The sequence below is a fragment of the Streptomyces sp. TG1A-60 genome (genome assembly GCF_037201975.1).
Classification (GTDB): domain Bacteria; phylum Actinomycetota; class Actinomycetes; order Streptomycetales; family Streptomycetaceae; genus Streptomyces.
The window spans coordinates 4,745,920-4,768,641 of the sequence record NZ_CP147520.1 but is presented as its reverse complement, the minus strand read 5'-3'; the positions used below and the strand labels follow the sequence as shown (position 1 = coordinate 4,768,641).

At 68.7% G+C, this 22,722-nt stretch carries 14 protein-coding genes and 2 pseudogenes; 8 read left to right on the top strand and 8 right to left on the bottom strand.

Annotated elements, in window-relative coordinates; genetic code table 11:
* Positions 1 to 39 precede the first annotated feature (39 nt).
* On the bottom strand, positions 40 to 666 hold the full coding sequence (locus WBG99_RS20695) for a hypothetical protein (RefSeq protein WP_338897717.1): 627 nt from the start codon (positions 664 to 666) through the stop codon (positions 40 to 42).
* Here WBG99_RS20695 and WBG99_RS20690 point away from each other — a divergent pair.
* Both WBG99_RS20690 and WBG99_RS20685 read left to right on the top strand, forming a co-directional pair.
* Positions 656 to 871, top strand: coding sequence for a hypothetical protein (locus WBG99_RS20690; RefSeq protein WP_338897716.1), 216 nt, complete (start codon positions 656 to 658; stop codon positions 869 to 871). The two genes, WBG99_RS20695 and WBG99_RS20690, sit on opposite strands and share 11 nt — an antisense overlap.
* Positions 872 to 1,056: 185 nt before the next feature.
* The gene (locus WBG99_RS20685; RefSeq protein ID WP_338897715.1) at positions 1,057 to 1,521 is read left to right on the top strand and encodes a hypothetical protein; all 465 of its coding nucleotides are present in this window, start codon (positions 1,057 to 1,059) and stop codon (positions 1,519 to 1,521) included.
* 844 nt (positions 1,522 to 2,365) lie between these two features.
* On the opposite strand, the gene WBG99_RS20680 is transcribed toward WBG99_RS20685, so the two are convergent.
* The 3 genes from WBG99_RS20680 to WBG99_RS20670 all read right to left on the bottom strand — a co-directional run bounded on the left by WBG99_RS20680 (position 2,366) and on the right by WBG99_RS20670 (position 8,331).
* The gene (locus WBG99_RS20680; protein WP_338897714.1) at positions 2,366 to 3,784 is read right to left on the bottom strand and encodes an ATP-binding protein; all 1,419 of its coding nucleotides are present in this window, start codon (positions 3,782 to 3,784) and stop codon (positions 2,366 to 2,368) included.
* 824 nt (positions 3,785 to 4,608) lie between these two features.
* Positions 4,609 to 8,028, bottom strand: coding sequence for an AAA family ATPase (locus WBG99_RS20675; protein WP_338897713.1), 3,420 nt, complete (start codon positions 8,026 to 8,028; stop codon positions 4,609 to 4,611).
* 129 nt (positions 8,029 to 8,157) lie between these two features.
* Positions 8,158 to 8,331 (bottom strand): hypothetical protein, encoded by a 174-nt coding sequence (locus WBG99_RS20670; protein WP_338897712.1) that lies wholly within the window; start codon positions 8,329 to 8,331, stop codon positions 8,158 to 8,160.
* A 488-nt stretch (positions 8,332 to 8,819) separates the two neighbouring features.
* Here WBG99_RS20670 and WBG99_RS20665 point away from each other — a divergent pair, with 488 nt between their 5' ends.
* From WBG99_RS20665 to WBG99_RS20645, 5 genes are all read left to right on the top strand, one after another.
* Positions 8,820 to 11,048, top strand: a complete 2,229-nt coding sequence (locus tag WBG99_RS20665) for an N-6 DNA methylase (RefSeq protein WP_338897711.1) — start codon at positions 8,820 to 8,822, stop codon at positions 11,046 to 11,048.
* A 90-nt stretch (positions 11,049 to 11,138) separates the two neighbouring features.
* Complete coding sequence (locus WBG99_RS20660) at positions 11,139 to 13,148, top strand: class I SAM-dependent DNA methyltransferase (protein WP_338897710.1); 2,010 nt, start codon at positions 11,139 to 11,141, stop codon at positions 13,146 to 13,148.
* On the top strand, positions 13,145 to 14,422 hold the full coding sequence (locus WBG99_RS20655; RefSeq protein ID WP_338897709.1) for a restriction endonuclease subunit S: 1,278 nt from the start codon (positions 13,145 to 13,147) through the stop codon (positions 14,420 to 14,422). Before WBG99_RS20660 ends, WBG99_RS20655 begins: the two co-directional genes overlap by 4 nt.
* A 2-nt stretch (positions 14,423 to 14,424) precedes the next feature.
* Positions 14,425 to 17,625: a type I restriction endonuclease gene (locus WBG99_RS20650; protein ID WP_338897708.1), complete on the top strand. Its 3,201-nt coding sequence runs from the start codon at positions 14,425 to 14,427 to the stop codon at positions 17,623 to 17,625.
* 110 nt (positions 17,626 to 17,735) lie between these two features.
* Entirely contained in the window at positions 17,736 to 18,386 is a 651-nt protein-coding gene (locus WBG99_RS20645) for a hypothetical protein (RefSeq protein ID WP_338897707.1), read from the top strand.
* On the opposite strand, the gene WBG99_RS20640 is transcribed toward WBG99_RS20645, so the two are convergent.
* Positions 18,383 to 19,696: an ISL3 family transposase gene (locus tag WBG99_RS20640; RefSeq protein ID WP_338897706.1), complete on the bottom strand. Its 1,314-nt coding sequence runs from the start codon at positions 19,694 to 19,696 to the stop codon at positions 18,383 to 18,385. The two genes, WBG99_RS20645 and WBG99_RS20640, sit on opposite strands and share 4 nt — an antisense overlap.
* A gap of 245 nt (positions 19,697 to 19,941) precedes the next feature.
* Here WBG99_RS20640 and WBG99_RS20635 point away from each other — a divergent pair.
* Positions 19,942 to 20,099: pseudogene (locus WBG99_RS20635) on the top strand (IS110 family transposase); the annotation flags it as partial.
* A gap of 40 nt (positions 20,100 to 20,139) precedes the next feature.
* Here WBG99_RS20635 and WBG99_RS20630 read toward each other — a convergent pair.
* The 3 genes and pseudogenes from WBG99_RS20630 to WBG99_RS20620 all read right to left on the bottom strand — a co-directional run.
* Positions 20,140 to 20,526: pseudogene (locus tag WBG99_RS20630) on the bottom strand (LOG family protein); the annotation flags it as partial.
* Complete coding sequence (locus WBG99_RS20625) at positions 20,451 to 21,572, bottom strand: site-specific integrase (RefSeq protein ID WP_338897705.1); 1,122 nt, start codon at positions 21,570 to 21,572, stop codon at positions 20,451 to 20,453. The pseudogene WBG99_RS20630 and the gene WBG99_RS20625, both read right to left, overlap by 76 nt.
* 117 nt (positions 21,573 to 21,689) lie before the next feature.
* Entirely contained in the window at positions 21,690 to 22,664 is a 975-nt protein-coding gene (locus WBG99_RS20620) for a YafY family protein (protein ID WP_338897704.1), read from the bottom strand.
* Positions 22,665 to 22,722 lie beyond the last annotated feature (58 nt).

The window sequence follows — 22,722 nt, the reverse complement described above, 5'->3', positions numbered from 1 at the left end:
CCGCGCCGCAGTCTACATCAGCGGCGCGGCAGCGAGTTTCTACCAGAACTTCAGAAAATCACCGACTTCCCCAAACACTGTTCCCGCACTGGCTATCTTGGTGTTTCCGGCGCCGAAGTTTCCGCCGAGTCCGCCGTAGGCTCCGACGGATGTCGTGACGCTGTGCACGATGTCGCCCCGGCTGTTCCTGGTCCCGAACGTTCCGCGGTGGCTGAGGCTGAAGGGCCCGGCGCTTCCTCCGATGCCCGCAGACTCACCCCTGACCTGGTCGATCGAGTCGGCGTTGCTCCAGACAAGGCCGGCGGTGACACCGATGGACGCTTCGCCGCCCGATTGGTCTTCTTCGACCCATGCGAACGCGTATTCGTCGCCGACCCGCATGAAGCATCCCGAGTACTCGACTCCGGCGCCGAACATCGCGCTGCCGCTCACGCACAGGCCGGATGTCTTGCTGTACGACATGACGTAGTCGTAGCCGTCCTTGACTTCCTCCCATGAGGGGACCCAGTCGGTCGCTTGCTGGAACCAGTTCTTGTTGGCCTCGGCCTTGGGCTTGGGGCCTGGGTTGGGCGGGGGCACGGTCTTCAGCCAGCCTGTCGGCGGAGGCGTCGAGGGCAGGGTGATGTTGCGTCGGCCGGGAGTGCCTCCGAGGCCGGTGGGCTTCATTCCCTTCACCAGCGTGGGGCGGCCTCCGCAGCGGCAGGCACGGACCGGACCCTCACCGCTGCTGCTGGTGCTGCTCTTCGTACCGCTGCTCACCGGAATGCCGCCCCGGCACGTGATGCCATACTTCTGCGGCTCGTTGCACTCGGGGACGCCGAGGCCGGACGGGTCGGCGATGGTCGCCGGGTTCTGGACGGCGCAGCTGTAGCCGGAGGACTCCGGCTGCTACGAGTGCGGCGTCGGTGCTCTGTCGCGGTAACAGGCCGACCCTGGTCAAAGGATCAAATCCTGACTTTGTCACAGCAGAGCAACCGCCCAGTACAGAACGAGGGGTGACCCGGGTTTCCGCATAGACTCCCGCTGCAATTACGACAGATCACAAGGGGGATCCCCATGAGCTTCAGGCGTGTGGGCCGGTTGGGCACTGCCGGCGCATTGGCGGCCGCAGCGTTCGGCGCGTCCGTTGTCTTCACCCCGTCCTCGGCGTCCGCAGCTGTCGATTGGCAGTGCCACGGCACTGCGGTCAAGCGGTGCGCGGCCGTCTATTGGGACCGGACGGCCGATACCTACGCGGCGCGGGCGAAGATCATCGACGTCGCAGGTGGCGGCAGTTACCAAGTCAAGGTCACCAACGTGAAGCTCCGACGCTTCAACGGCGACGGGTTCATCACGGTGCGCTCCGCTGACGACTACGACGGCTGGCACGGCACCCGGGACTCGGCCGGCACCACCGCCGTCGACCCGTGCAGGTGGCCCACCAACTCCTTCGTCGTCGTGGCTACATTCAACTGGCGGGGCGCTTCGACCGGCCAGGAAACCTGGAAGCCCAACATGTCGTGGGGCCACGCCTGCAACTGACTCCCTCAGCGCCTGCGTCCCGCACTCCCGGTGCGGGACGCGTTGCTTCTCCGGCACCACCCACGAATCGATGATGCGTGGAGAATGGCCGAATCAGCACTACAAGCACTTCCGGACCTATCGGGTGAAACGGGCGCAGCCCTCACGGTCATGCAGCAGCGCGACCGCCACCCCGGGCAGCAACCGCGGCGAGGTGAACAGGGCTTCGGTGTTCTGTTGCACTGCCGCCTGCTCTGGCATGACCGCAGGGGAGAGGCACAGGCGCAGGACGCTCCCCGAGTCCCAGTCCCCCAAGTGCGCTCCACCGAGGCAATGCTCACTCGGCCGCGAAGGTCGAGCGGTGCTCACGAATCCGCGATACGCGGTCCCACGTGCCCCGCTGTACGCCCCCGCTCGGCGGGGCACACCAGTCACCTCCGCCGGGAACCAGGCGGGGACAGATCGGGGACGTAGTGCTTGGTACAGCCAGGGACCGTGCGGGACCGTGCGGGACCGACCATGACATCATTCGCGCAGGTCAGAGGCCGAATGAGAACCCACGAAGGCGCTTCCCCGGAGTCCTGCCTGGTGAGGCCGTTCCCACCCCACCGCACCCAAACGCGATCTCGGCTTTCTCCTAAAGCGGGTGTCGCAGGTTCGAATCCTGCCGGGGGCACACCGCATTAACGCTCCGACCTGGGGTTTATCCCCCAAGAAGGGCTCCTACTCGGCCTCGGACTCCTCGTCCGGGGCCGTTTGCGTGAGCGGGAGGACGTCACCGTCGCGGTGGGCCGGAGGCTCGCGGCTGGCCCAAGTGGGGGCAACAGGCGATAGACACCTGGCCCCAACACGTATTCCGGAATCCTCAGGAGGACCACGCCGCGAGGAGTTCCGCCGGGCCATACGCAGCGTCGAGCCCCGCGCAGTCGGTCCCGCTGCGCGAGACAGCGATCACAGGCACGGGAGCAGGGGTGAGCGCGGCGCGGTGCCGGTGCAGCGCCGCGAGATCGTGCCGGTCGAACGGGGAGTTCTCCAGCCACTTCACCGAGCCGACGAACAACAGCTCCTTGGCGATCGGCGCGCGGTCCGCTCCCACCACGTCGATCTCCACATCGTTGGTACGGGTCCAGTAACCGCCGATGGCGGAGGCGGCGGGGAGGTTCGCGTCGGGCAGCAGCCGTGCCAGTGCCTCGCGCACCAGAGGTTCAATGGCCCTGCCACGCCAGCTGGTCCAGTTTTCACGGATGCGCTGCAGTGTCAGGTCACCCCGGCCCCGCTCGATCTCTTCCATCGCCGGACCCAGGAGCTTCAGCCAGAAGCGGAGGTAGGGATCCGCGACCCGATAGCGACGATCCTTCGAAGGCCGTGTGGACACGGGAAGCTCCGCTGCGATCACCCGCTTGTCCGCAAGGATCCCCAGCGACCGCTGTAGCGGGGTCGCCCCGATCCCGCCGGCGGCGCGGGCGATATTGGAGAACGTCCGCTCACCGCTACCGATCGCCGAGAGGACGGTGCGGGCTTGGACCTGCTGGGGGAACTCTGCGGCAAGCGAGCGCTCCGCCGACACCAGCAAGGCCGAGACCGGATCGCTGAGTGCCGCCTGCAGGAACTCCCACATCCCGGCGCCGTGCGTCCACTCCGCACAGATCAGAGGCAGTCCACCGGTGATCAGGGTCGCGTCGAAGGCCGAGGCGGGATCGAGGCCGAGCATCTCGCCCACCTCCGCCGGGTTGAGCGGACCCAGCACCATCTCCCGTCCGCGCTGGTGGAACGGGCGCCCATAGCTGTTCAGCGCCTCCATCATCGACAGGTCGGAACCGATGAGAACCAGCAGAACCGGCTTCTTCTCCAGCACTCGGTCCCAGGCCCGCTGAAGCATGCCCTCGAAGGCGCCCTCCGCATCCATCAGATAGGGCACCTCGTCCATGACCACCACGCTCGCCCGGTCGTGCGGAAGTGCCGCCGCCAGTACATCGAAGGCCGCATCCCAACTCGCCGGGCGGGCCGCGGACAGCAGATTCGCCAGCGGAAGGCTGGACGACTGCGCATCCTGGCCGAACCGCTCCAGGTCCGCCCCCGGCGACGCCCCTGTGGCGGCATAGAAGAGGAACGGCGCACCGGACCTCTCGGCGAACCGCTCCACCAACCGCGACTTACCCACCCGGCGGCGCCCTCGAAGCATCACGCACCGCCCGGGCCGCTCCCCACCGGCCCCGGCCGTCACCTTGCCCAGCTCGCGGTCCAGCGTCTCGAGTTCGTGCCGCCTGCCCACGAAATCTGCCATGCCGCCACCTCTCCAGTATCCCCTAACTCCACGGATACTAACATCAAAGTTAGCGACATTAATGTTAGTTATAGGCTCGGGGAGGTGCTACTCCCCCGGTGCGCCCACAGGAGGAGATCAGCCTCCGCGCCCCAGCACGGTCTGCCATTGGACGCCCCACGGTCGCCGGATGCGTGAGCGGCGCGTGAGCGGACTACGCAACAGGAGCCGTCCTGAGCCGGATGGACCGGTCATGCCGCGCGGCGCTGATCAGGCAGAAGAGCACCACGCGGCACAACCAAGCACCATCCGTCAGAGATTCGATCCCACTCCTAAAGCGGGTGTCGCAGGTTCGAATCCTGCCGGGGGCACCATGCCTGACCAGGCACTGAGCATCAGAAAGGCCCCTCCGAGTTGATCTCCGGGGGCTTTTCGACCTTGCATGGGAACGAACGGGAACGCGCCGTTGAGCAGCGTCCTCCGTGGGAACGCCGTCGCCGTCTTCCGTGGGAACGCTGGGCTCCCCCGATTCTCGTCCCCCTCCAACACGGCCACCACCACTGGCACACCCCCGTCCACATCGGCACCCTCGAACCCGACAAGAACCCCGCGGTCGTCCGCGGCAACGTCCTCTACAACGCCGTCTCCGACCGCCTGCTGCCCGTCTTTCAGTCCGAGCCCTTCTACACCCCGGGAGGCACCCGCACCCGAGGCCGAGACCGACCCCGGGCCGGCACAGCCCAACCCGCGCGGAGGGGAACGCCCTGCGCTGCGGGCACGCCGCGTTTCGGGCGCGCAGGAGCGCACGAGCGGGCACGGGAGAATCGCGCGCCTGTCGGAAGGGGTTACCCCTGTCCGGAGCCCAGGGCGGTTTCCGCGTCCTGGCCGCCCCAGCTGTCGGGAGTGCGCCACAGGACGTGAACCCCGAAGACGCCGTACAAGGTGTGGGCCGACCAGTCCTCGGCGGGCGCTTCGGGAAGCACCAGATAGAGGCGGTCGGCAGGAGCGGGCAGGGTGTGGTTGATCTCCAGGAGGCGGGTGGCTCCCGAGCGGAGGTCGGCGTAGGTGGAGCGGCCGGCGCCGAGAACCTCGTAGAGGAAGTGGCCGTCTTCCGCGATCCGGCTGACATCGATGACCGGGGAGTCGGTGGGCTGCAGGTCAGCCCAGAGCAGGGCCGCCTTGAGAGCATGGCGCACCGCCTCGTGTTTTTTGCACGTGCGGTCGGCGGCCGCCGAGGTCTCCAGCGAGTGCAGAAGCCCTTTCGCGGGCTCTGGCGTGGCGGGCAGGTCTTCGGCGGAGGTCACGGGCTCGGATTCCTTCTGCTCGGACCGCTGTTCAGCGGAGGCGGGTGCATGGTCGGTTTCGGGTTCGCCCATGGCGGCCCGGCGGTGCTGGAGCGTTTCCCGGGAGGCGGCCCGGCGGTGCTGGAGCGCCTCCCGGGCTTCGTCCATGGCCTGGGCCCAGCCGGCGCGTGCCAGGTCCTCCTGGAGTCGGTTCACGTCCAGGTTGTTGTCCTTGAGCATGCGGTTGGTGTGCGCCGCGAGGTCGCGCAGGAGGCTGAGGCGGTGCCTGTCCGGGGATCCGAGCACACGGCGCACGTCCACCCAGTCCGCCTGGTCGCGGCGGAGGACCCGGTTGGCCATGCCCTTGAGCTCGGACAGACGATCACGGGCGTTCTCCGGAATGGTTCCGTCACCGTTGGTCAGGTCGTCGAAAACGCCGAGCGCCGCCACGTAGCGTTCCGCCATTGTGGGCGAGATGGGCTGGCGACCACGCTGGTCCGCGGTGAGCAGGCAGTGGTTCGTCTCGTGGGCGAACACCCAGCAGTCCAGTGTCTCGCCGGGACGCGGGGGCACCGAGCCGTGGCGGACGGTCAGGACCAAGGGGACATCGATCGAGGGAGACAGGGCCTTGACCCTGTAGCGACCGCCGGGTGCCCGGCCGGTCACGCGGACTCGGATGTCCGTACCGATCTCGGGGACGTCACCGTCTGCCATGCCTGGTTCGCCTTCGGTGGGTGCTGGTTCGGTACCGCTGCCCTCGGTGTTCGTGAGGGCCTCAGGGAGCGGGGAGGTGTGCAGGACGGTCAGGCTCTGGGTGCTCCGGGTGAGCGCGACGTACAGCTGGCGCAGGCCGGCCGGGCCGCGGTCGGCGATGGTGGCGGGTTCGACGACGAGGACGTGGTCGTACTCCATGCCCTTGGCCTGGGCGGCAGCCAGCACGGACACCGCCTCGCGTCCCTGCTCTGTGATGCCGTCGGCCAGGTCCAGGTGACGGCTGATCTCGTCGAGCCAGCCGGAGTCGTCGGGGACGATGACCGCCACGGAGCGCAGGGTGTGTCCATCACTGGTACCGATGAGGCGGGTGGCTTCGGCCACGGTGTCGTCGAGGAGTTCCCACGGCTGGGTCGCGACCGTCCGTACGGCGTCCTCGCCCGCCGCGCGCACGGCCTGCGGGTACGGCAGCGTGGGGGCGACGGTACGGGCCAGGGGGGCGACGAACTCCATGATTTCGGCGGGCACGCGGTAGCTGGTGGTCAGCTCGGCCACGCGCCAGTCGCCGTGGTCGGACAGGAGGGTGCCGAGGCGGTCCCAGTCGGTGTGGGCGTGGGCGCCGGTGGCCTGGGCAAGGTCGCCGAGGATGGTCATGGAGCCGTGCGCCGCGGAGCGCCGGCGCAGGGAGCGGGCCTGCATGGGTGTCAGGTCCTGGGCCTCGTCGACGACGATGTGCCCGTACCGTCGCGGGGTCTCCCCGGTGATGAGATGCCGCAGTTCTTCGAGGCAGACGTGGTCGTCGAGCGTCCAGGGATCGTCGTCGGCCTTTTCAGCCCGAGGGCGGTGCACGGCGGCCTGCTCCGCGGCATCGAGAATGCCCTCGGAGCAGGTACGCAGGAGATCTTCCGAGTCGTAGAGAGTGCGGAGGGCTTCCCTGGCGCCCGGCGACGGCCAGACACGTTCGATCAGGCGCTCGACTTGACGGTTGCGTTCCAGGTCGCGGCGGATCGTGTCGTCGCGGCTGCGGCGCGGGGCGACGGCAACGAGTTCCCGCAGCAGGCGGTCGACGAGCAGGCCTCGGAAGCGGTCGCGGCGCTCACGGTAGGAGCCATCGTTTTGGCGCACGTCATCGAGGAGGGCGAGCACCTCGGAGCGCGGGACACGCAGGGTCGTGCTGCCGACGGTGACGGTGAGCTCCGGCTGGGCCCCGTCGTAGGAGGGAGTGGTGGTGAACTCGTCGACGGCCTCGGGGCGGCACTCGATCTCGACGCGCCGCCGCAGGACGGCCGCCATACGCTCATCGGACTTCACCACCCGCGCCCGGGGGGTGTCGGTGCCGGCAATCTCGCCGTCCCAGAGGCGGGTCACCTGCACGGCGTTGACGTTCCGGGTGCCGAGCGTGGGCAGCACCTGGCTCACGTAGTCCAGGAACCGCTGATGGGGGCCGACGACGAGGACGTCCTGGGCTTTGAAATGCCCGTTGTTGACGAGCCAGGTCACGCGGTGCAGGCCGACCGCCGACTTGCCGGTACCCGGGCCGCCCTGCACGACGAGGATGTCGGAGGGCGAACCGGTGACCAGAGCCATCTGGTCACGGCGTATGGTCTCGACGATGTCCCGCATGGTGCCGCTGCGAGAGCGCTGAAGCTCGCGCAGGAGGAAGTCGTCAGGCTGCTGGGGCTTTTGACGATGGAAGCGGGCGACGTCGGCGGGGGTGCGGACGGGCGGCCGTGGCTTTTCCGGCTGCTGTACGCCGGTGGTGGAGTCTGCCGCCGCAGTCTCCGGACCGGTGTCGTCCGCGGTCGGCCGCGGGGCTGGGACGGCGACGGCGACGGAGATGTCGTCGGCATAGCCTTCGACGACGCGCCGCGTGCAGTGCAGCCGCCGCCGCAGGAGCACCTCCCCCGGGGCGTCCGGCAGCGCGTCGAGCCACTTCTTCGCGAGCGCGTTGGTCCACTCCACGACGACGGTGTCGCGGGTCCGGACGTCGGAAACGGCACGCCGGCCGACGTACCAGGTACCGGGCTCCCCACCGGGGCCGTCCTGCACGTCTACGCGGCTGATGACCAGCGATGCGTTGCCGAGACCTCCGTACGCCGCGGCTCGCTCCTCGGCCGCGAGACGGTTGGCGACGCTGTCCTTGCCGCTCGCGGAGGCCGAGGCGACCGACCCCCCGGTCAGTTCGGCCAGCCGCGCGGCGTAGCAGGCGTAGGCGCGGTCCACCGCCTTCTGCTCGATGGCGATGATCTCGTCGCGCGTGGTGGTGCCCATGTGTATCCCCCTCCCTTGCAGCGCCCCGAAGGGTGCTGCGCCGGGCATGTGCCCGTACACGGGTGAAATAACTATCAGAGACCGACTGGTGACAAGTGGTCAGAAGGTCGGTGGCGGAGTCGGTCGAGGTCAGACGGCGGCCGTGCCGGGGTGCTGGGCGGAGCGGAGAGAGCGCAGGATCCGCGGCTCTTCCTTGCGGGCGGCGGAGGCGGAGACGCGGCCGGTGGCGCGCCGGACGGCGAGGCCGGCGAGGGCGTCGAACGGCGAGGCCTGCGAGAGCGTCGGCGGTTTCGTTGAGGTCATGTCCGATGTGGCCCTTGAGCCAGCGGACCTGGAAACGGTCGCGCCCACCGCGGGCAGCCGTCGGCGCGTGCGTCGCAGTCTGTCTGCTGCGGGAAGCCCGGCTGCTGCGGGGGCTGGGTGGCCATCTGGGTTCCTCCCTGTTGCGAGCGGGATGTGCGATGCGCGGTGAGTGGCGACAGCGATGCGGAATGGACACGGGGGCGGGGGCGGGGGGCCGGCGCGACCCTGACCTGTGGCGTTGCGATGGAAGGGATAGGCAGGGGATCTGGAGAGATCGGATGCCGCGCCGACTCAGCAGCGCCCCGGGCCCCCGCTCCCATTCGGAAGCAGGAATAGAGAAGCACAACACTGAAAGCATCGTCAAACAGGCTTACGGACTTGACGGCCGCTGTAACGTGTTAACCGTCCACTATCCGACTGGCCCGAGAGGTGCGGAACCCCACGCCATGCCCCAGCAGCCACCAGCCCCACCGGCACCCTCCGCCCACGTGACAGCCGCCGAGATCTCCCGCATCGCAGGGGTCACACGCGCCACCGTCAGCAACTGGCGCCGCCGCCACGACGACTTCCCGGCCCCCAGCGCAGGCACGGAAACCAGCCCGCTCTACGACCTGCCGGCCGTCCAGGCATGGCTGCGGGGACGCGGGCACACCTCCACCGCCTCGCCGACCGAGGAGCTGCGTACGGCGCTACGGCTGCTGGGACCCGGCTCGGGAGTGGCCGCGCGACTGTTCCCGCTGGTGGCTGCCGCGTCCCGCCGCACGCCGGAGGAGCTGGCCGAACTCGCCGCCCTGCCCGACGACCAGCTGATCGCCCGAGCGGAGAAGACGGCGGGCGAGCTCCCGGTTGCCGTGCCCGAGGCCGAGCCGGTCCGCTACGGTCCCGACGACGCGGGCGCGGTCCGCGCGCTGCTGGGTTGCGTCCGTGAGGCGGGGGCGCAGGCCGCCGTCGACGTCCTCGCCGAACGCGAACTGGACGAGGGCGCCGCCAGCGGCGTCTACCAGACCCCGGAGGGCCTGGCCCTGCTCATGGCACGGCTCCTGCCCGCCGGCGCGTCCCGCGTCCTCGACCCTGCCTGCGGCAGCGGCACGCTCCTCGCCGCCGCCGCCCGGCAGGGCGCACAGGGGCTGTTCGGGCAGGACTCGCTCCCCGTCCAGGGCCGGCGCACCGCCGTCCGGCTGCTGCTCGCCGCACCCGAGGCCGAGACGGCGATCCGCGTCGGCGACAGCCTGCGCGCCGACGCCTTCCCCGACGTCACCGTGGACGCCGTCCTGTGCAACCCGCCGTTCGCCGACCGCGACTGGGGTCATGACGAGCTGGCCTACGACCCGCGCTGGGCGTACGGGCTCCCGCCACGCTTCGAGTCCGAACTGGCCTGGGTGCAACACGCCCTCGCGCACCTGGAGCCCGGCGGTTACGCGGTCATGCTGCTGCCGCCCGCGCTCGCCTTCCGCTCCTCCGGCCGCCGCGTCCGCGCGGAACTCATCCGCGGCGGGGCCCTGCGCGCCGTCGTCTCACTTCCCGCGCGTGCCGCGTATCCGCTCCACATCGGCCTGCAGATCTGGGTGTTCCAACGCCCCGAGCCGGGCGGCACGGACCGTACGACGGTGCTGTTCGTCGACGGGGAAAGCGAGCAGCGGGGCGGTGCCACGGGCACGCCGTCCGCCACCGGTACGGCCACGGCCGGCGCCGGCACCCGCGGCGGCTCACGCCCCCGCCGATCCGGCTCCTCCTCCGCCGCCTCCTCTACCCCTGCCTCTTCCGCCTCCGCCGCCTCCTTCGACTGGGCGGGGCTGACCGACCGGGTCCTCGGCCAGTGGGCGGCGTTCACCACCGCCCCCGACACCTACGCCGACGAGCCCGGCGTCGCCCGCGCGGTGCCGCTCGTCGACCTCCTCGACGACGTCGTCGACGTCACCCCGGCCCGCCATGTGCGGGCGACCGCGGCCGACATCGACCCGGCCGCCCTGGCCCGCCGCGTCCACGAACTGCACGAGCAACTGGCAGAGCAGGTCGCCGCCCTGGCGGCCACCTCCGCGTCCGGCGGGTGGCAGCCGTCCGGGGACTCGGCCCGCGAGTGGCGTACGGCGACCGTCTCCGACCTGGCGCGCGGCGGGGCCCTGACCGTGCTGCGGGCGGCGACGCCCGGCACCCGGGGCTCCAAGGGCCCCGCCGCCCCCACCGTGGACCGGCCGGTCCTCACCGCCCAGGACATCTCCGCCGGAAACCCCCCGTCCGGCGGGGCCGTCGACCTCCACACCGACGCCGCGCAACCCGTCGCAGCCGGGGACGTCCTCGTACGCGCCGTCGCGGGCGGTGGCGACGCGACCGCGGTGACCCGGGTCGCGGACGACCGGGACGCCGGAGCCCTGCTCGGTCCGAACGTCCACCTCCTGCGCCCCGACCCGGCCCGCCTCGACCCGTGGTTCCTGGCCGGGTTCCTCGGCGCCGAGGACAACATCGCCTCCGCGTCCACCGGCAGCACCCTCGTGCACGTCACACCGGGCCGCCTGCGCGTACCTCTGCTGCCCCTGGAGGAACAGCGGCGCTACGGGGAGGCCTTCCGCCGCGTGTACGAGCTGCGCGCGGCCGTCCGCCGAACCGCCGACCTCGCCGCCGGCACCGCGGCCACCCTCACCACCGGCCTCACCGCCGGCGTACTCCTGCCGGCGGACACCCCGGAGGCCCCGAAGGGCGGGGACAGCCGTTCCGCCTGAAACGCCCCACGCGTCCCACCGCACACGACCACACTGGATCCCTGCCGTCCCACGCCCGGACGGTGCTCTTCGGAAGGAAGCCGGGACCTCTTGAACAGCAGCAAGCACACGGAGCTGGCGAACCACGCCTGGTCCGTCGCCGATCTCCTGCGCGGCGACTACAAGCAGTCCGACTACGGCAAGGTCATCCTGCCGTTCACCGTGCTGCGCCGCCTGGAGTGCGTCCTTGAGCCGACGCGCGACAAGGTCGTCGAGACCGCCGCCGGGTTCGCGGGCCAGGACATCGACACCGGCCACTTCCTGCGCAGGGCCTCGGGCCACTCCTTCTACAACAAGAGCGACCTCACGCTGCGGAAGATCGCGGCCGACCCGCAGAACGCGGCGAAGAACCTGCAGATCTACGTCGGCGCCTTCTCCGACAACGCCCGCGAGGTCCTCGACAAGTACGAGTTCAACCAGCAGGTCCGGAAGCTCGACAACGCGAACCTGCTCTACCAGGTCATCGGCAGGTTCACCGACCTCGACCTGCACCCCGATGTCGTGCCCAACCACAACATGGGCTACATCTTCGAGGAGTTGATCCGCCGCTTCGCCGAGCAGTCGAACGAGACCGCGGGTGAGCACTTCACCCCGCGCGAGGTCATCAAGCTGATGGTCAGCCTGCTGGTGGCGCCGGACGCGGACGCCCTCAGCCTGCCGGGTGTCGTCCGTACGGTCATGGACCCGGCCTGCGGCACGGGCGGCATGCTCAGCGCCGCCGACGACCGCATCAAGGCCCTCAACCCGGACGCCACTGTCGAGGTGTACGGGCAGGAGCTCAACCCCGAGTCCTGGGCGATCTGCCGCTCCGACCTCATGATCAAGGGCCAGGACCCGGAGAACATCCGCTTCGGCAACTCCTTCTCCGACGACGGCCACGCCCGCCGCAGGTTCGACTACGTCCTCGCCAACCCGCCGTTCGGCGTGGAGTGGAAGAAGGTCAGGGAGGAGGTCGAGTACGAGCACAGGTCGCTCGGCGACGCCGGCCGCTTCGGCGCGGGCCTGCCGCGCATCAACGACGGCTCGCTGCTCTTCCTCCAGCACATGATCTCGAAGATGAAGCCGGTGAACGTGAACGGCGGGGGCGGCTCCCGCATCGCCATCGTCTTCAACGGCTCCCCGCTGTTCACGGGCGCGGCCGAGTCCGGCGAGTCCAACATCCGCCGCTGGATCCTGGAGAACGACTGGCTGGAGGCGGTCGTCGCCCTCCCGGACCAGCTCTTCTACAACACCGGCATCTCGACGTACTTCTGGATCCTGACCAACCGCAAGGACGCCGACCACAAGGGCAAGGTCGTCCTGCTCGACGCGCGCGACCAGTGGCAGAAGATGCGCAAGTCCCTCGGCGACAAGCGCAAGGAACTCGGCGACGGGACGAACGGCCGCCCCGACCACATCGGGGACATCACCCGGCTGTACGCGGAGGCCGTCCAGGTCGCCAAGGACCCCGAGCACCCGCTGCACGGCAAGGTGAAGGTCTTCTGGAACGAGGACTTCGGGTACCAGCGGATCACCGTCGAACGCCCCTTGAAGCTGCGCTTCGAGGTGACGGACGAGACGTTGGCGGCGCTCGCGGAGGCCAAGCCAGTCGCGAAGCTGGAGCGGAGCGAGGAATTCGTCGGGGCGGTGCGTACGTTGCTCGGCTCGTCCTGGACGACGAGGTCCGAGGCGTTCATCGCGCTCAAGGACGCGGTGGTCGCGGCCGGCCTGACGTGGCCCTCGGGAGCGCCGTTCGCGAAGGCGGTACGGGAGACGATCGGCGTCCGTCACCCGGAGGGTGAGGTCCAGAAGGTCAAGGGCGAGCCGGAGCCGGACACGGACCTGCGGGACTACGAGAACGTTCCGCTCGGCGAGGACGTCGAGGACTACCTCAAGCGCGAGGTGCTGCCGCACGTCCCGGACGCGTGGATCGACCACACGAAGACGAAGACCGGCTACGAGATCCCGTTCACGCGGCACTTCTACGTGTACAAGCCGCCGAGGCCGCTGGCGGAGATCGACGCGGAGTTGAAGTCGCTGGAGGCGGAGATTCAGGCGCTGCTGGGTGAGGTGACGGAATGACGACCGTACGACTTCGTCATCTGGCGCAGGTTAACCCGCCCACCCCCGCATTCGACCGACTGGCAGATGAGGACGAGCTGACATTTCTGCCCATGGAAGCGGTCTGGCCCGGGAGTCGCCTGGACATCAAACTGCGCCGAATTAAAGCAGTCGTCGCTACTGGCTACACGCGGTTCCAAGATGGCGATGTGCTGGTTCCGAAGATCACGCCAACGTTTGAGGCTGGTCGTGCCGTACTCATCGGCGGACTTCTCGGCGGGGTGGGTGCGGGCACGACCGAACTCCATGTGGTGCGTCCCGGGCCGCGAATCGACCCCCGCTTCCTCTTTTACGTCGTCAACACGCACAGTTTCCTCAAACTTGGGGCGGCTGAGATGTACGGCGTGGCAGGACAGCAGCGCGTGCCGGACGCCTTCCTGCGGGACCTCCCGGTGGAGCTACCCGTCCTGGAGGAGCAGCGCCGCATCGCCGACTTCCTCGACGCCGAGGCCGCCCACATCGATAACCTCGTTGCGCGTCGACACCGCCAATCTGAACTTATGCGTGAGCGATTTGAATCGCTCACCAAGTCGGTTACGGGTCGTACGGCACTCAGGTTCGGTACGCTTCCTGACGGCTGGTCCACACAGCAGTTGCGTCGAACGCTCACGTCGCTCAAGACAGGGACGACACCGTCTAGCGACAATACCGAGATCTGGATGGAGATGGATGGAGGTACCCGAACCGAGGCAGTGCCTTGGTATGGGCCATCCAACATTGAAGGGCTCCTCGAACTGAGTCCTTCCGTGAAGTACCTACCGCAAAGCGCCATAACTGAAAGAGTCGTTCCGCGATTCCCGAGCGGAAGTGTCTTGGTTATCGGGATCGGTGCAACAGCTGGAAAGGTTGCCTACCTGGATCACGAAGGCACCGGCAACCAGCAGATCACGGCACTAATTCCGAAACCGGGCATGATGGGCCGTTTTCTGGCGTGGCAGCTATGGGCGGCCACGGATGAGCTCAGGGAACTGGCCCCCTATACGACTCTCCCCATCATCAACAACGACTTCCTGAAGAACTTTTCGATCGCCGTTCCACCGGCCGCACATCAACGGGTCGTTATCGACCGGCTTGACCAAGCTGCATCACGTCTGCGTGCGTCGGGGCGCGCAACACAGCAAGCCCTCAGCCTTCTGGCTGAACGCCGCCAAGCCCTCATCACCGCAGCCGTGACCGGTCAGCTGGACGTAACCACCGCCAGCGGGCGCAACGTAACGGACGGAGTGAGCGCGTAGCCATGAGCCCGATCCACACGGAGTCCGCCTTCGGTGACGCCGTAGTCGCCGCCATGGTCGAGCTCGGCTGGCGCGAGGCGCGCCCGCAGGACTACCGGGCCGATCTCGGCCTGGACCCCGACGAGTTGTTCACCTTCATCCGGGAGACCCAGCCCGACGAGTGGAGTGAGCTGCTCACCGTCTACGGCGGCGACCCGAACGAGGCGCAGCGCGGGTTCGCCGGCCGCCTGGACCAGGCCATCGCCACCGACGGGCTCCTCGATGTCCTCCGCAACGGCGTCAAGGACCGGGGTGTCCTGCTCCGCGTCGCGTACTTCAAGCCCAACCTCGTCGCCCACGACTCCGTGCTCGACGGCTACCGGGCCAACCGTCTCACCGTCGTCCGGGAACTCGTGTACGCGACGAAGCAGGCCGACTGGGGCAACAAGCTCGACCTCACCCTCTTCCTCAACGGAATCCCCGTCGCCACAGCCGAGTTGAAGAACCCGCTGACCAAGCAGGGGGTGGAAAAGGCCAAGGAGCAGTACCGCACCGACCGCGACCCCACCGAGCTGATCTTCATGCGCCGCGTCGTCGCGAACTTCGCCGTCGACCCGGACCTGGTCTTCGTCGCCACCCAGCTCAAGGGCGAGAAGACCCGCTTCCTCCCGTTCAACACCGGCTCCAACGGCCCCGGCCAGCCGGGCGGCGCAGGCAACCCGGCCCCGACCGCCTACGGCACGTACGCGACCTCCTACCTCTGGGAGCAGGTCTGGCAGCCGGACAACTGGCTGGACCTGCTCCAGCGGTTCGTGCACCTGCACAAGAGCAAGACGCCCGGCGGGGGCACGACGAAGACGATGGTCTTCCCCCGGTTCCAGCAATGGGACGCGGTCAAGAAGCTCACCGCGCACGCCGCAACGCACGGCGCGGGCCACGACTACCTGGTCATGGCCTCGGCCGGCTCGGGCAAGTCGAACACCATCGGCTGGCTCGCGCACCGCCTCAGCGACCTGCACACCCCCACCGACCCGCGCGAACTCGGCCCCGAGGCCGTGACCAAGGGCCTCAAGCCGGGCGTGCCGGTCTTCGACAAGGTCATCGTGATCGCCGACCGCCGCAACCTGGACGCGCAACTCCGGGAAACGGTCGGCAATTTCGAGCAGACCGCGGGCCTTGTCGTGAAGATCGACGAGAAGCACGGGGCGAAGGGCGAGCAGCTCGCCAAGGCCCTCTCCCGCGACACCGGGAAGATCGTCACCGTCACCCTGCACTCCTTCCCGGCGCTGCTGGACTACCTCCAGCGCAACCCCACCGAGATCCAGGGCAGCCACTTCGCGATCATCGTGGACGAGGCGCACTCCTCGCAGTCCGGCGACGCCGCCACCGCCGTACGGGCCGCCCTGCGCGACCTCGGCCTGGACTCCGACTCGGACGACGCGGGCGCGACCACCGTCAAGGCCCCGGCGACTGCCACCCTCGACGAGCAGCTGAAGAAGAGGGCCGAGCAGCGTTCCCGCGCCGCGAACCTCTCCTACTTCGCGTTCACCGCCACGCCGAAGGCCAAGACCCTCGAACTCTTCGGCACGCTCCAGGACATCGAGGGCAAGGCGACCTACCGGCCCTTCCACACGTACTCCATGCGGCAGGCGATCGAGGAGAACTTCATCCTCGACCCGCTGCGCAACTACGTCACGTACAACACGTACTGGAAGCTGGTGAACCAGAACCCCGACGAGCGGGAGGTCGACCCGTCGAAGGCGAACGGCCTGCTCGCCCGGTACGCGCTGACCCATGACTCGACGGTCGCCCAGCACGCCCAGGTGATCGTGGAGCACTTCGTGGCGCACAGCCGGGGCCGCCTCGGCGGGCGGGCCAAGTCGATGGTGGTGACCGCCTCGCGGCAGTCCGCCGTGCAGATGGCGCGCGCGATCAAGAGCTACATCAAGGACCGGGACTACGACACCAAGTACCCCGACCTGGGTGTCCTGGTCGCGTTCTCCGGCTCGCTCACCGTCGACGGCGAGGAGACCACCGAGCCGAAGGAGAACGGCGGGCTGTCGGAGAGCGCGCTGCCGAAGGCGTTCGCGTACACGCGCGCCGACGACAAGACCGCCCGAGCCGGCGGTGCGGGCCAGCGGGAGTACAAGATCCTGGTCGTGGCGGAGAAGTACCAGACCGGATTCGACCAGCCGCTGCTGACGACGATGTACGTCAACAAGACGCTGACCGGCATCTCCGCCGTCCAGACCCTGTCCCGGCTGAACCGGACCGCCGAGCGCAAGACCCAGGCGGACCTGGCGGTCCTGGACTTCGTCAACGACGCCGAGGACATACAGGAGTCCTTCCGCCCGTACTTCGAGGAGGCGAACACCCTCCCCTCCGACCCCAACCTGCTCTACACCGCGCAGAGCCGGGTCATGCGGGCGCCGATCCTGTCCGGACAGGAGATGGACGAGTTCGCCGCCGCGTACTTCGCCGCCAAGGAAAAAGCGGCAGGCTCACAGTCCAAGTGGGAGAAGCTGCACGCCGAGCTGTACCGGCTGCTGTCCCCCGCCGTAGCCCGCTTCACGCACCTGCTCGAAAGCGAGGACGAGGACGACCAGGAGACGGCGGAGGGTTTCCGCGCCGACCTCAACGACTACGTCAGGAAGTACGGCTTCCTCGCGCAGATCGTCCCCTACCGGGACGCCGAGCTGGAGCGGCTGCACCTCTACGGCCGCTACCTCCTCAACCGGCTGCCGCGCCGGGCGGACGGCGGCGTGGACATAGGCGAGGTCGACCTCAGCCACATGCGGGTGGAGAAGACCGGCGAGTACGACGTCTCCCTCACCGCCGAGGGGCCGACGACGATGCAGGGCTTCGGTGACGGCTCGGGCGGTGCGAAGGAAGCCGAGAAGTCGCTGCTCTCGCAGTTGATCGACAAGTTCAACGAACGCTTCGGCACGGAGTTCACCGAGCAGGACGTCATCCGCCCGTTCGAGGAGGCCAAGGCCGACCCGAAGGTGCGGGCGGCGGCCGTCGTCAACGACGAGGACAACTTCGGCCTCGTCTTCGACAACGTCTTCGCGGACAAGATGGCCGACCACATCGACACCATCGCGGGCATGGGCCGCCAGTACTTCGGCCCCGACAAGGGCTTCAAGTCCAGCCTGGACCGCAGCGCCCGCAAGGCCGCCTGGCGGATGATCCGCCGCGAGGAGGGCCTGGACGACGACGTCTGATCCGTACGCCCCGGCTGGATGTGCCGGCCTGGGCGCCCTTGAAGGACATCGAGACTGTGCGCAGGGCAAGTTGTCCTCTTCGTGAGGTGCAACGAATCTGGAGGGAAACAATGGACCACGCAGCGGACGAGCCCGAAGCGTCTCGGCTCCAGAAGGTCGTCGAGGGGATCGCCATCACACCGGAGGCGGCCACCAAGCTCGTGGGCGGTTACCGGGCGACTTTCGAGGCCAAGTTCAAGCGGGAGCCCGAGAGCCTGGAGGACAAGCGCCGGGTCGCCAACAAGATCATTGGCCGGTACTCCAAACTCTCGGCAGCCGCTGGGGCGGTCACCGCAGCCCCGAGCGTGATTCCGGGCGTCGGGACGGCGGTCGCAGTCTTGGGCGGCGGTGTCACTGATATCGCCGCGGCACTCAAGCTCCAGATCGACATGTGCATGTGCCTGGTCGAGGTGTACGAGACCGAGCTGAGCAGTGAGGACAAGAAGCACCTCGCCTTCATGCTCGCGTTGGCGGGTTCGGCAGAACAGATGGCGACGAAGGGCGGCAAGGCAGCGGTCCAGAAGATCGCCGAGAAGCTGGTCTACCAGTACCTGAAAGGTCCCGCCTTGATCACGATCAAGCAGTTGTTCAAGCGGGTGTCCATCACCTTCACCCAGAAGGCTATGGCCAAGGCGATTCCAGCCGGCGTAGGTGTCGCTTTCAGTAGCTCGACCAACTACGTCCTGACGACGGTGGTGGGCAAGGTGGGTCTTCGAAGTTAGGCGGGGTAGAGGTGTCCACGGGCTCGCCGGGTGGTGACGCAGCGTGTGCGTAGGCGTTGGTTGGTGGGGTTGCGGAAGCCGTGGGCGGCGCGGGCGACGAGCTTGATCACGCGGTTGATGCCTTCGCTTTTGGCGTTGCTGTGTCCGGTGGCGATGAATGCGGCGATCTCGGGCCACCAGCGGTCCACTGTGACGGCCAGTTGGCGGACTTCGGGGATCTCGGAGTCCGCGCACCAGGTCAGGAACTTGAACCGCAGGTGGCCGATGCGGTGGCGGTCGGCGCCGGTGCGGGCGCAGGCGAGCAGGTCCCGCAGTCGTTCCTTGGCGATCCAGGCGGTCAGCAGCGTCATCCCGATCGTCCCGGCGCCGATCAGCGCGTTCCACATCGTGCTGAACTGGGCGTCGGTGAGGTCCTCGCGGTTTCGCAGGAGTCGACGCCGGGCTTTCCATTCCGGGTCGGATGCCCGTCCCCGCCGGCCGCGCAGGGTGGCAGTGGTCCGCCGCCGGACGATGTTCAGCATCTTGTTGGCGAGCTGGACCACGTGGAAGTGATCGACGACGACCTGGGCATGGGGCAGCCCGGTGCGGATCGCAGCGCGGTAGCCGACGGACATGTCGATCGCGACGTAGCGGATCTGCCGGCGCCAGGGCAGCGGCGTCGTGGCGAGCCAGGCCAGCACGTCGGAGGGAGCGCGGCCCTCGACCTGCCCGAGCAGGCCCTGGATGCCGAAGGCGTCCACGAAGCCGGTGTGCCAGCGGTCGGCCGCGGGCTCCCAACGGCTGGTTTGCGGGTTCTGCCGCCACTGCATGCGGCCCCGGCGGGTCTCATCGATACCGAGGACTTCGACCGGTTCGAGTACCGCGGCACTCACTTCCTGTCCGGCGGAATGGAAGGCGTGCATCACCGTGGGCCAGGACAGGCCCAGGTCCCGGGCGGCCTGGACGACCGTGGAACCGGCATCGCGTACCCGCCGTCCGGCCGCGTTCCGCAGCCTCTCGGTAATCCGGGCCCCGGCCGGGACCTGGCTCACGTGCTCGGTAAAGGACTTCCGGGGGCAGGCCGGCTCGGTGCAGTACCAGCGTCGCTTGCGCCACACCAGCTCCAGTCCCCGCTCGCCGTGGGGCAGATCCCGTGGGCGGGTCTGTACGAAGCCCTTGGCACGTAAGGCGAATACCCCGCAGGAGGGGCAGGCCCGTGCAGCCTCGTCCGCGGTGGTCAGGTGCACCCGCCGGGTGCCGTCCGCGAGCCGCTCGACCTTGGCCACGGCTAGGCCGTCCAGGTCGAGCAGCAACGTCGTATTGTTGTCCAAACCCGTGTCCAGGTGATCAAGCTGCGTAGAGAACAGTCATGATCACTTACGACCACGGGCTTCCTGCATCCAGGGCCCAACTCCCCTTCTTCTGACCGTCAGTGACGGTGCGGCAGGCCACCCGATACCAGACCACGCTCAAGTTCGAAGACCCGCCTTGGCTGATCGCAAGACCGTGACGCGTCAGACGATCATTGGAGAGAGGGGCATTGCCCTGATCGAACGACGCTGCCTTGAGATGGGCCAGCGAGCCGAAGTTGCGGGCCGTGTTCGACAAGCTGACCGGGCGACGTTCGGCAACGTGCTGGTGATTGTGGACCAGCCCCCCTCGATCGGCGCCCTGTCCCTGAAGGTCGCCAGGCACGTCGACTGCAAGGTTGTCTACCTGCCCGGCCTGTCCATGCGGGTGAGCAGATGTGTACCGATGGCCTCTTCCGACCGCGTCAGGCGGCGGATGCCTCGCCCGCGGCCTCCAGGAACGCGAGTGCGGCGGTCGCGTCCTCGGTGAAGAAGACCAGTTCGTCCAGGGGCTGGGGAAGGAAGCCCTCGGCTTCCATTCGGGCCAGCTGGGTACGCAGCCCGTCGTAGAAGCCCGCGGTGTCCATCACAATGACCGGCTTGGTGTGCAAGCCGTGCTTCTTCAGTTCCAGGATTTCGGTGACCTCGTCGAGCGTCCCCAGCCCGCCGACCAGCACCGTGATCGCGTCGGTGCGCGCCAACAGCTCGGCTTTGCGGGTGGCCAGGTCCGGGCTTATCACGATCTCGTCGGCGCCCTGATACACGGTGTGGGCGAGCAGCTCGACCGATATCCCCACCAGCCTGCCGCCGGCTCGTACGTGCGGCGGCGTGCAGCGGGGTCGCGTTCGGCGACGTGCCGGGCGTATCTCTCCAGGGAGCGGACGGAGGCGTGGCGGGAGCGGGCCAGCAGCATCGGGGTCGAGGTGCCGTCCTCGGCGTCGTGTGTCAGAGCGCTGTGCCGGAGCCGGTGCAGGGTCCAGCCGTCCAAGTCCTCAATGTCCTCGGGTGAGGCGAGCGGGTTGGCCAGCAGCCGGGTGTTCTCCTCGAAGATTTCTTCAGCTCGGCGGTAGGAGAGCCGGCCCCGACCGGTCTCCGGGCACACGTCCAGCGTCGGCGTTCCGGCCGGGGCTTTGCGGTCGGTGAGGAACAGCGGGCCGCGGGTGCGGCGGGCGATGAGTCGGGGCAGGAGCTGGGCGGTGCCGGACTGCCAGTGAATCCACTCGGTTGCTCCGCCCTTGGCGGTGATCTTCCCGCGCTTGTCCTGCGGGTACAGGTCTTCCACATTGAGGCACAGCACCTCGTCGGCCCGTGCGGCGGACTCGTAGAGCATCTTCCACTGCGTCTTCTCCCGCAGTGCGACGTCGAGGCGCCACAGGGCGGCGATCTGGTTCTCCGCGAGAGCCTTGGTGCGGTCGGGCGGTGCCGGCCGCCGCTCGATGCCGATCGTGGGATCGCCTTCGATCCAGCCTTGGCACTGCCACCAGCCGATCACTTTGCGGGCGATGGACAGTTCACGGTTGACGGTGTCGGCGTCCATCTCGTCCGCCCGCGCGGCGGCCAGCTCGGCCAAGACTTCCGGCAGCGCCGGGTCGTCGATCGAGGTGATGGGGAAGAAGGGCGGTTTCGCGCCTCGTCGGGTGGGCCCGGTCGGCGCGGGTTCTCCGGTGAGCATCCATCCCCACGTCGTCAGCGAGATCCGGTAGATCCGGGCGGAGGACTTCGCGATGCCCGCGCCGATGAGGTAGCGCTCGACCGCCGCAGTGTACGACGCGGGCGGGGCGGACAGGGGCACGCCCCGGGCTCGCGGCAACCTGAGCGCGCCCCCGCTCCCGAGTTCGGTCACCGGTTCGATCGCCATGCTCGCCCCCCTCCGGCACTGCCGCAGTAAACGCGTGCACCTCGCCCCGGCGGCCGGAATGGTCCGCCGCAGGTCGTGATGATCACGATAGAGGCTCCGCCGCAGTAAATGCGGTATTTACTGCGGTAGTTCTTCCGGTTTCCGCTGGGCGGCTGCGGTGAGCTGGGCGGCCAGATTCTTGAGCGCCTGCCGCAGTTCGTCGGGATGGTTGATGGTGAAGGGCCACTCCAGGGAGGCGAGCATGTGGGCCATGCCGTCCAGCCGTTCTGCCCGTGCGTGCATGAGAACGCCGGTGGGCTGGGCGGTGAGGGTCACCGCTGAGCGAGGCAGCCGGCGAGCGATCTCATCGAGGGGGCCATGGATCGTCACCTCGACCTGCCAGCGGTAGGGCCCCTGAGCGAGGGTCGAGGTCAGGTGGGCGACGGGGTCGAAGCCGTCGGGTGCGGTGAAGCTGTCGGCTCGGGGGGTGACGGAGGCGATGCGGTCGATGCGGAAGGTGCGCAAGCTGTCGCGGAGGTGGTCGTGGCCGACGACGTACCAGCGGCCGGTGTGGAAGACCACGCCGTAGGGGTCGATGTCGCGTTCGGTGTGTTCCTGGCGCCAGGACTGGTGGCTGATGGCGACGGTCGTGCGGGCGCGGGATGCCTGGGCCAGGGCCAGCAGGACGCCGGTTCCGGGTGCCTGCCCGATTACGGCGTTGGCGGTGAAGGACAGGGTCTCCCACATGGCGGCGAGCGGTTCGCGCAGGGCGTGCGGGAGCACCCGCTCGATCTTGGCCAGGGCACCGGCACTGGCCGGCGCGGCGGTGCCCATGCCCAGACGTTCTGCCGCGAGCAGGCCAAGGACGACGGCGAGGGCCTCGTCATTGGTGAGGACCAGAGGTGGCATGCGGTAGCCGCGGGCCAGTCGATAGCCGCCGTAGCGGCCGCGTTCGGCCTCCACAGGGATGCCCAAGTCGCGTAGGTGGGCCGTGTAGCGGCGCACGGTGCGGACGTCGATGTCCAGGCGGTCGGCCAGCTCCGTCCCGGTGAGCCGGGCGTTGGACTGGAGGAGTTCCAGCAGGGTCAGCACACGGGTGACGGGATGCGACATGATCACTCGGCATTTCAGGGCGGATTCTGTCCTGTATCGACTTTACGCTCCCCGCAGC

Excerpts from the sequence above, each read along its gene's own strand:
- WBG99_RS20695 (WP_338897717.1), bottom strand. The coding sequence starts at position 666 with ATGAAGCCCACCGGCCTCGGAGGCACTCCCGGCCGACGCAACATCACC.
- WBG99_RS20685 (WP_338897715.1), top strand. The coding sequence starts at position 1,057 with ATGAGCTTCAGGCGTGTGGGCCGGTTGGGCACTGCCGGCGCATTGGCG.
- WBG99_RS20680 (WP_338897714.1), bottom strand. The coding sequence starts at position 3,784 with ATGGCAGATTTCGTGGGCAGGCGGCACGAACTCGAGACGCTGGACCGC.
- WBG99_RS20675 (WP_338897713.1), bottom strand. The coding sequence starts at position 8,028 with ATGGGCACCACCACGCGCGACGAGATCATCGCCATCGAGCAGAAGGCG.
- WBG99_RS20670 (WP_338897712.1), bottom strand. The coding sequence starts at position 8,331 with ATGACCTCAACGAAACCGCCGACGCTCTCGCAGGCCTCGCCGTTCGAC.
- WBG99_RS20655 (WP_338897709.1), top strand. The coding sequence starts at position 13,145 with ATGACGACCGTACGACTTCGTCATCTGGCGCAGGTTAACCCGCCCACC.
- WBG99_RS20650 (WP_338897708.1), top strand. The coding sequence starts at position 14,425 with ATGAGCCCGATCCACACGGAGTCCGCCTTCGGTGACGCCGTAGTCGCC.
- WBG99_RS20645 (WP_338897707.1), top strand. The coding sequence starts at position 17,736 with ATGGACCACGCAGCGGACGAGCCCGAAGCGTCTCGGCTCCAGAAGGTC.
- WBG99_RS20625 (WP_338897705.1), bottom strand. The coding sequence starts at position 21,572 with ATGGCGATCGAACCGGTGACCGAACTCGGGAGCGGGGGCGCGCTCAGG.
- WBG99_RS20620 (WP_338897704.1), bottom strand. The coding sequence starts at position 22,664 with ATGTCGCATCCCGTCACCCGTGTGCTGACCCTGCTGGAACTCCTCCAG.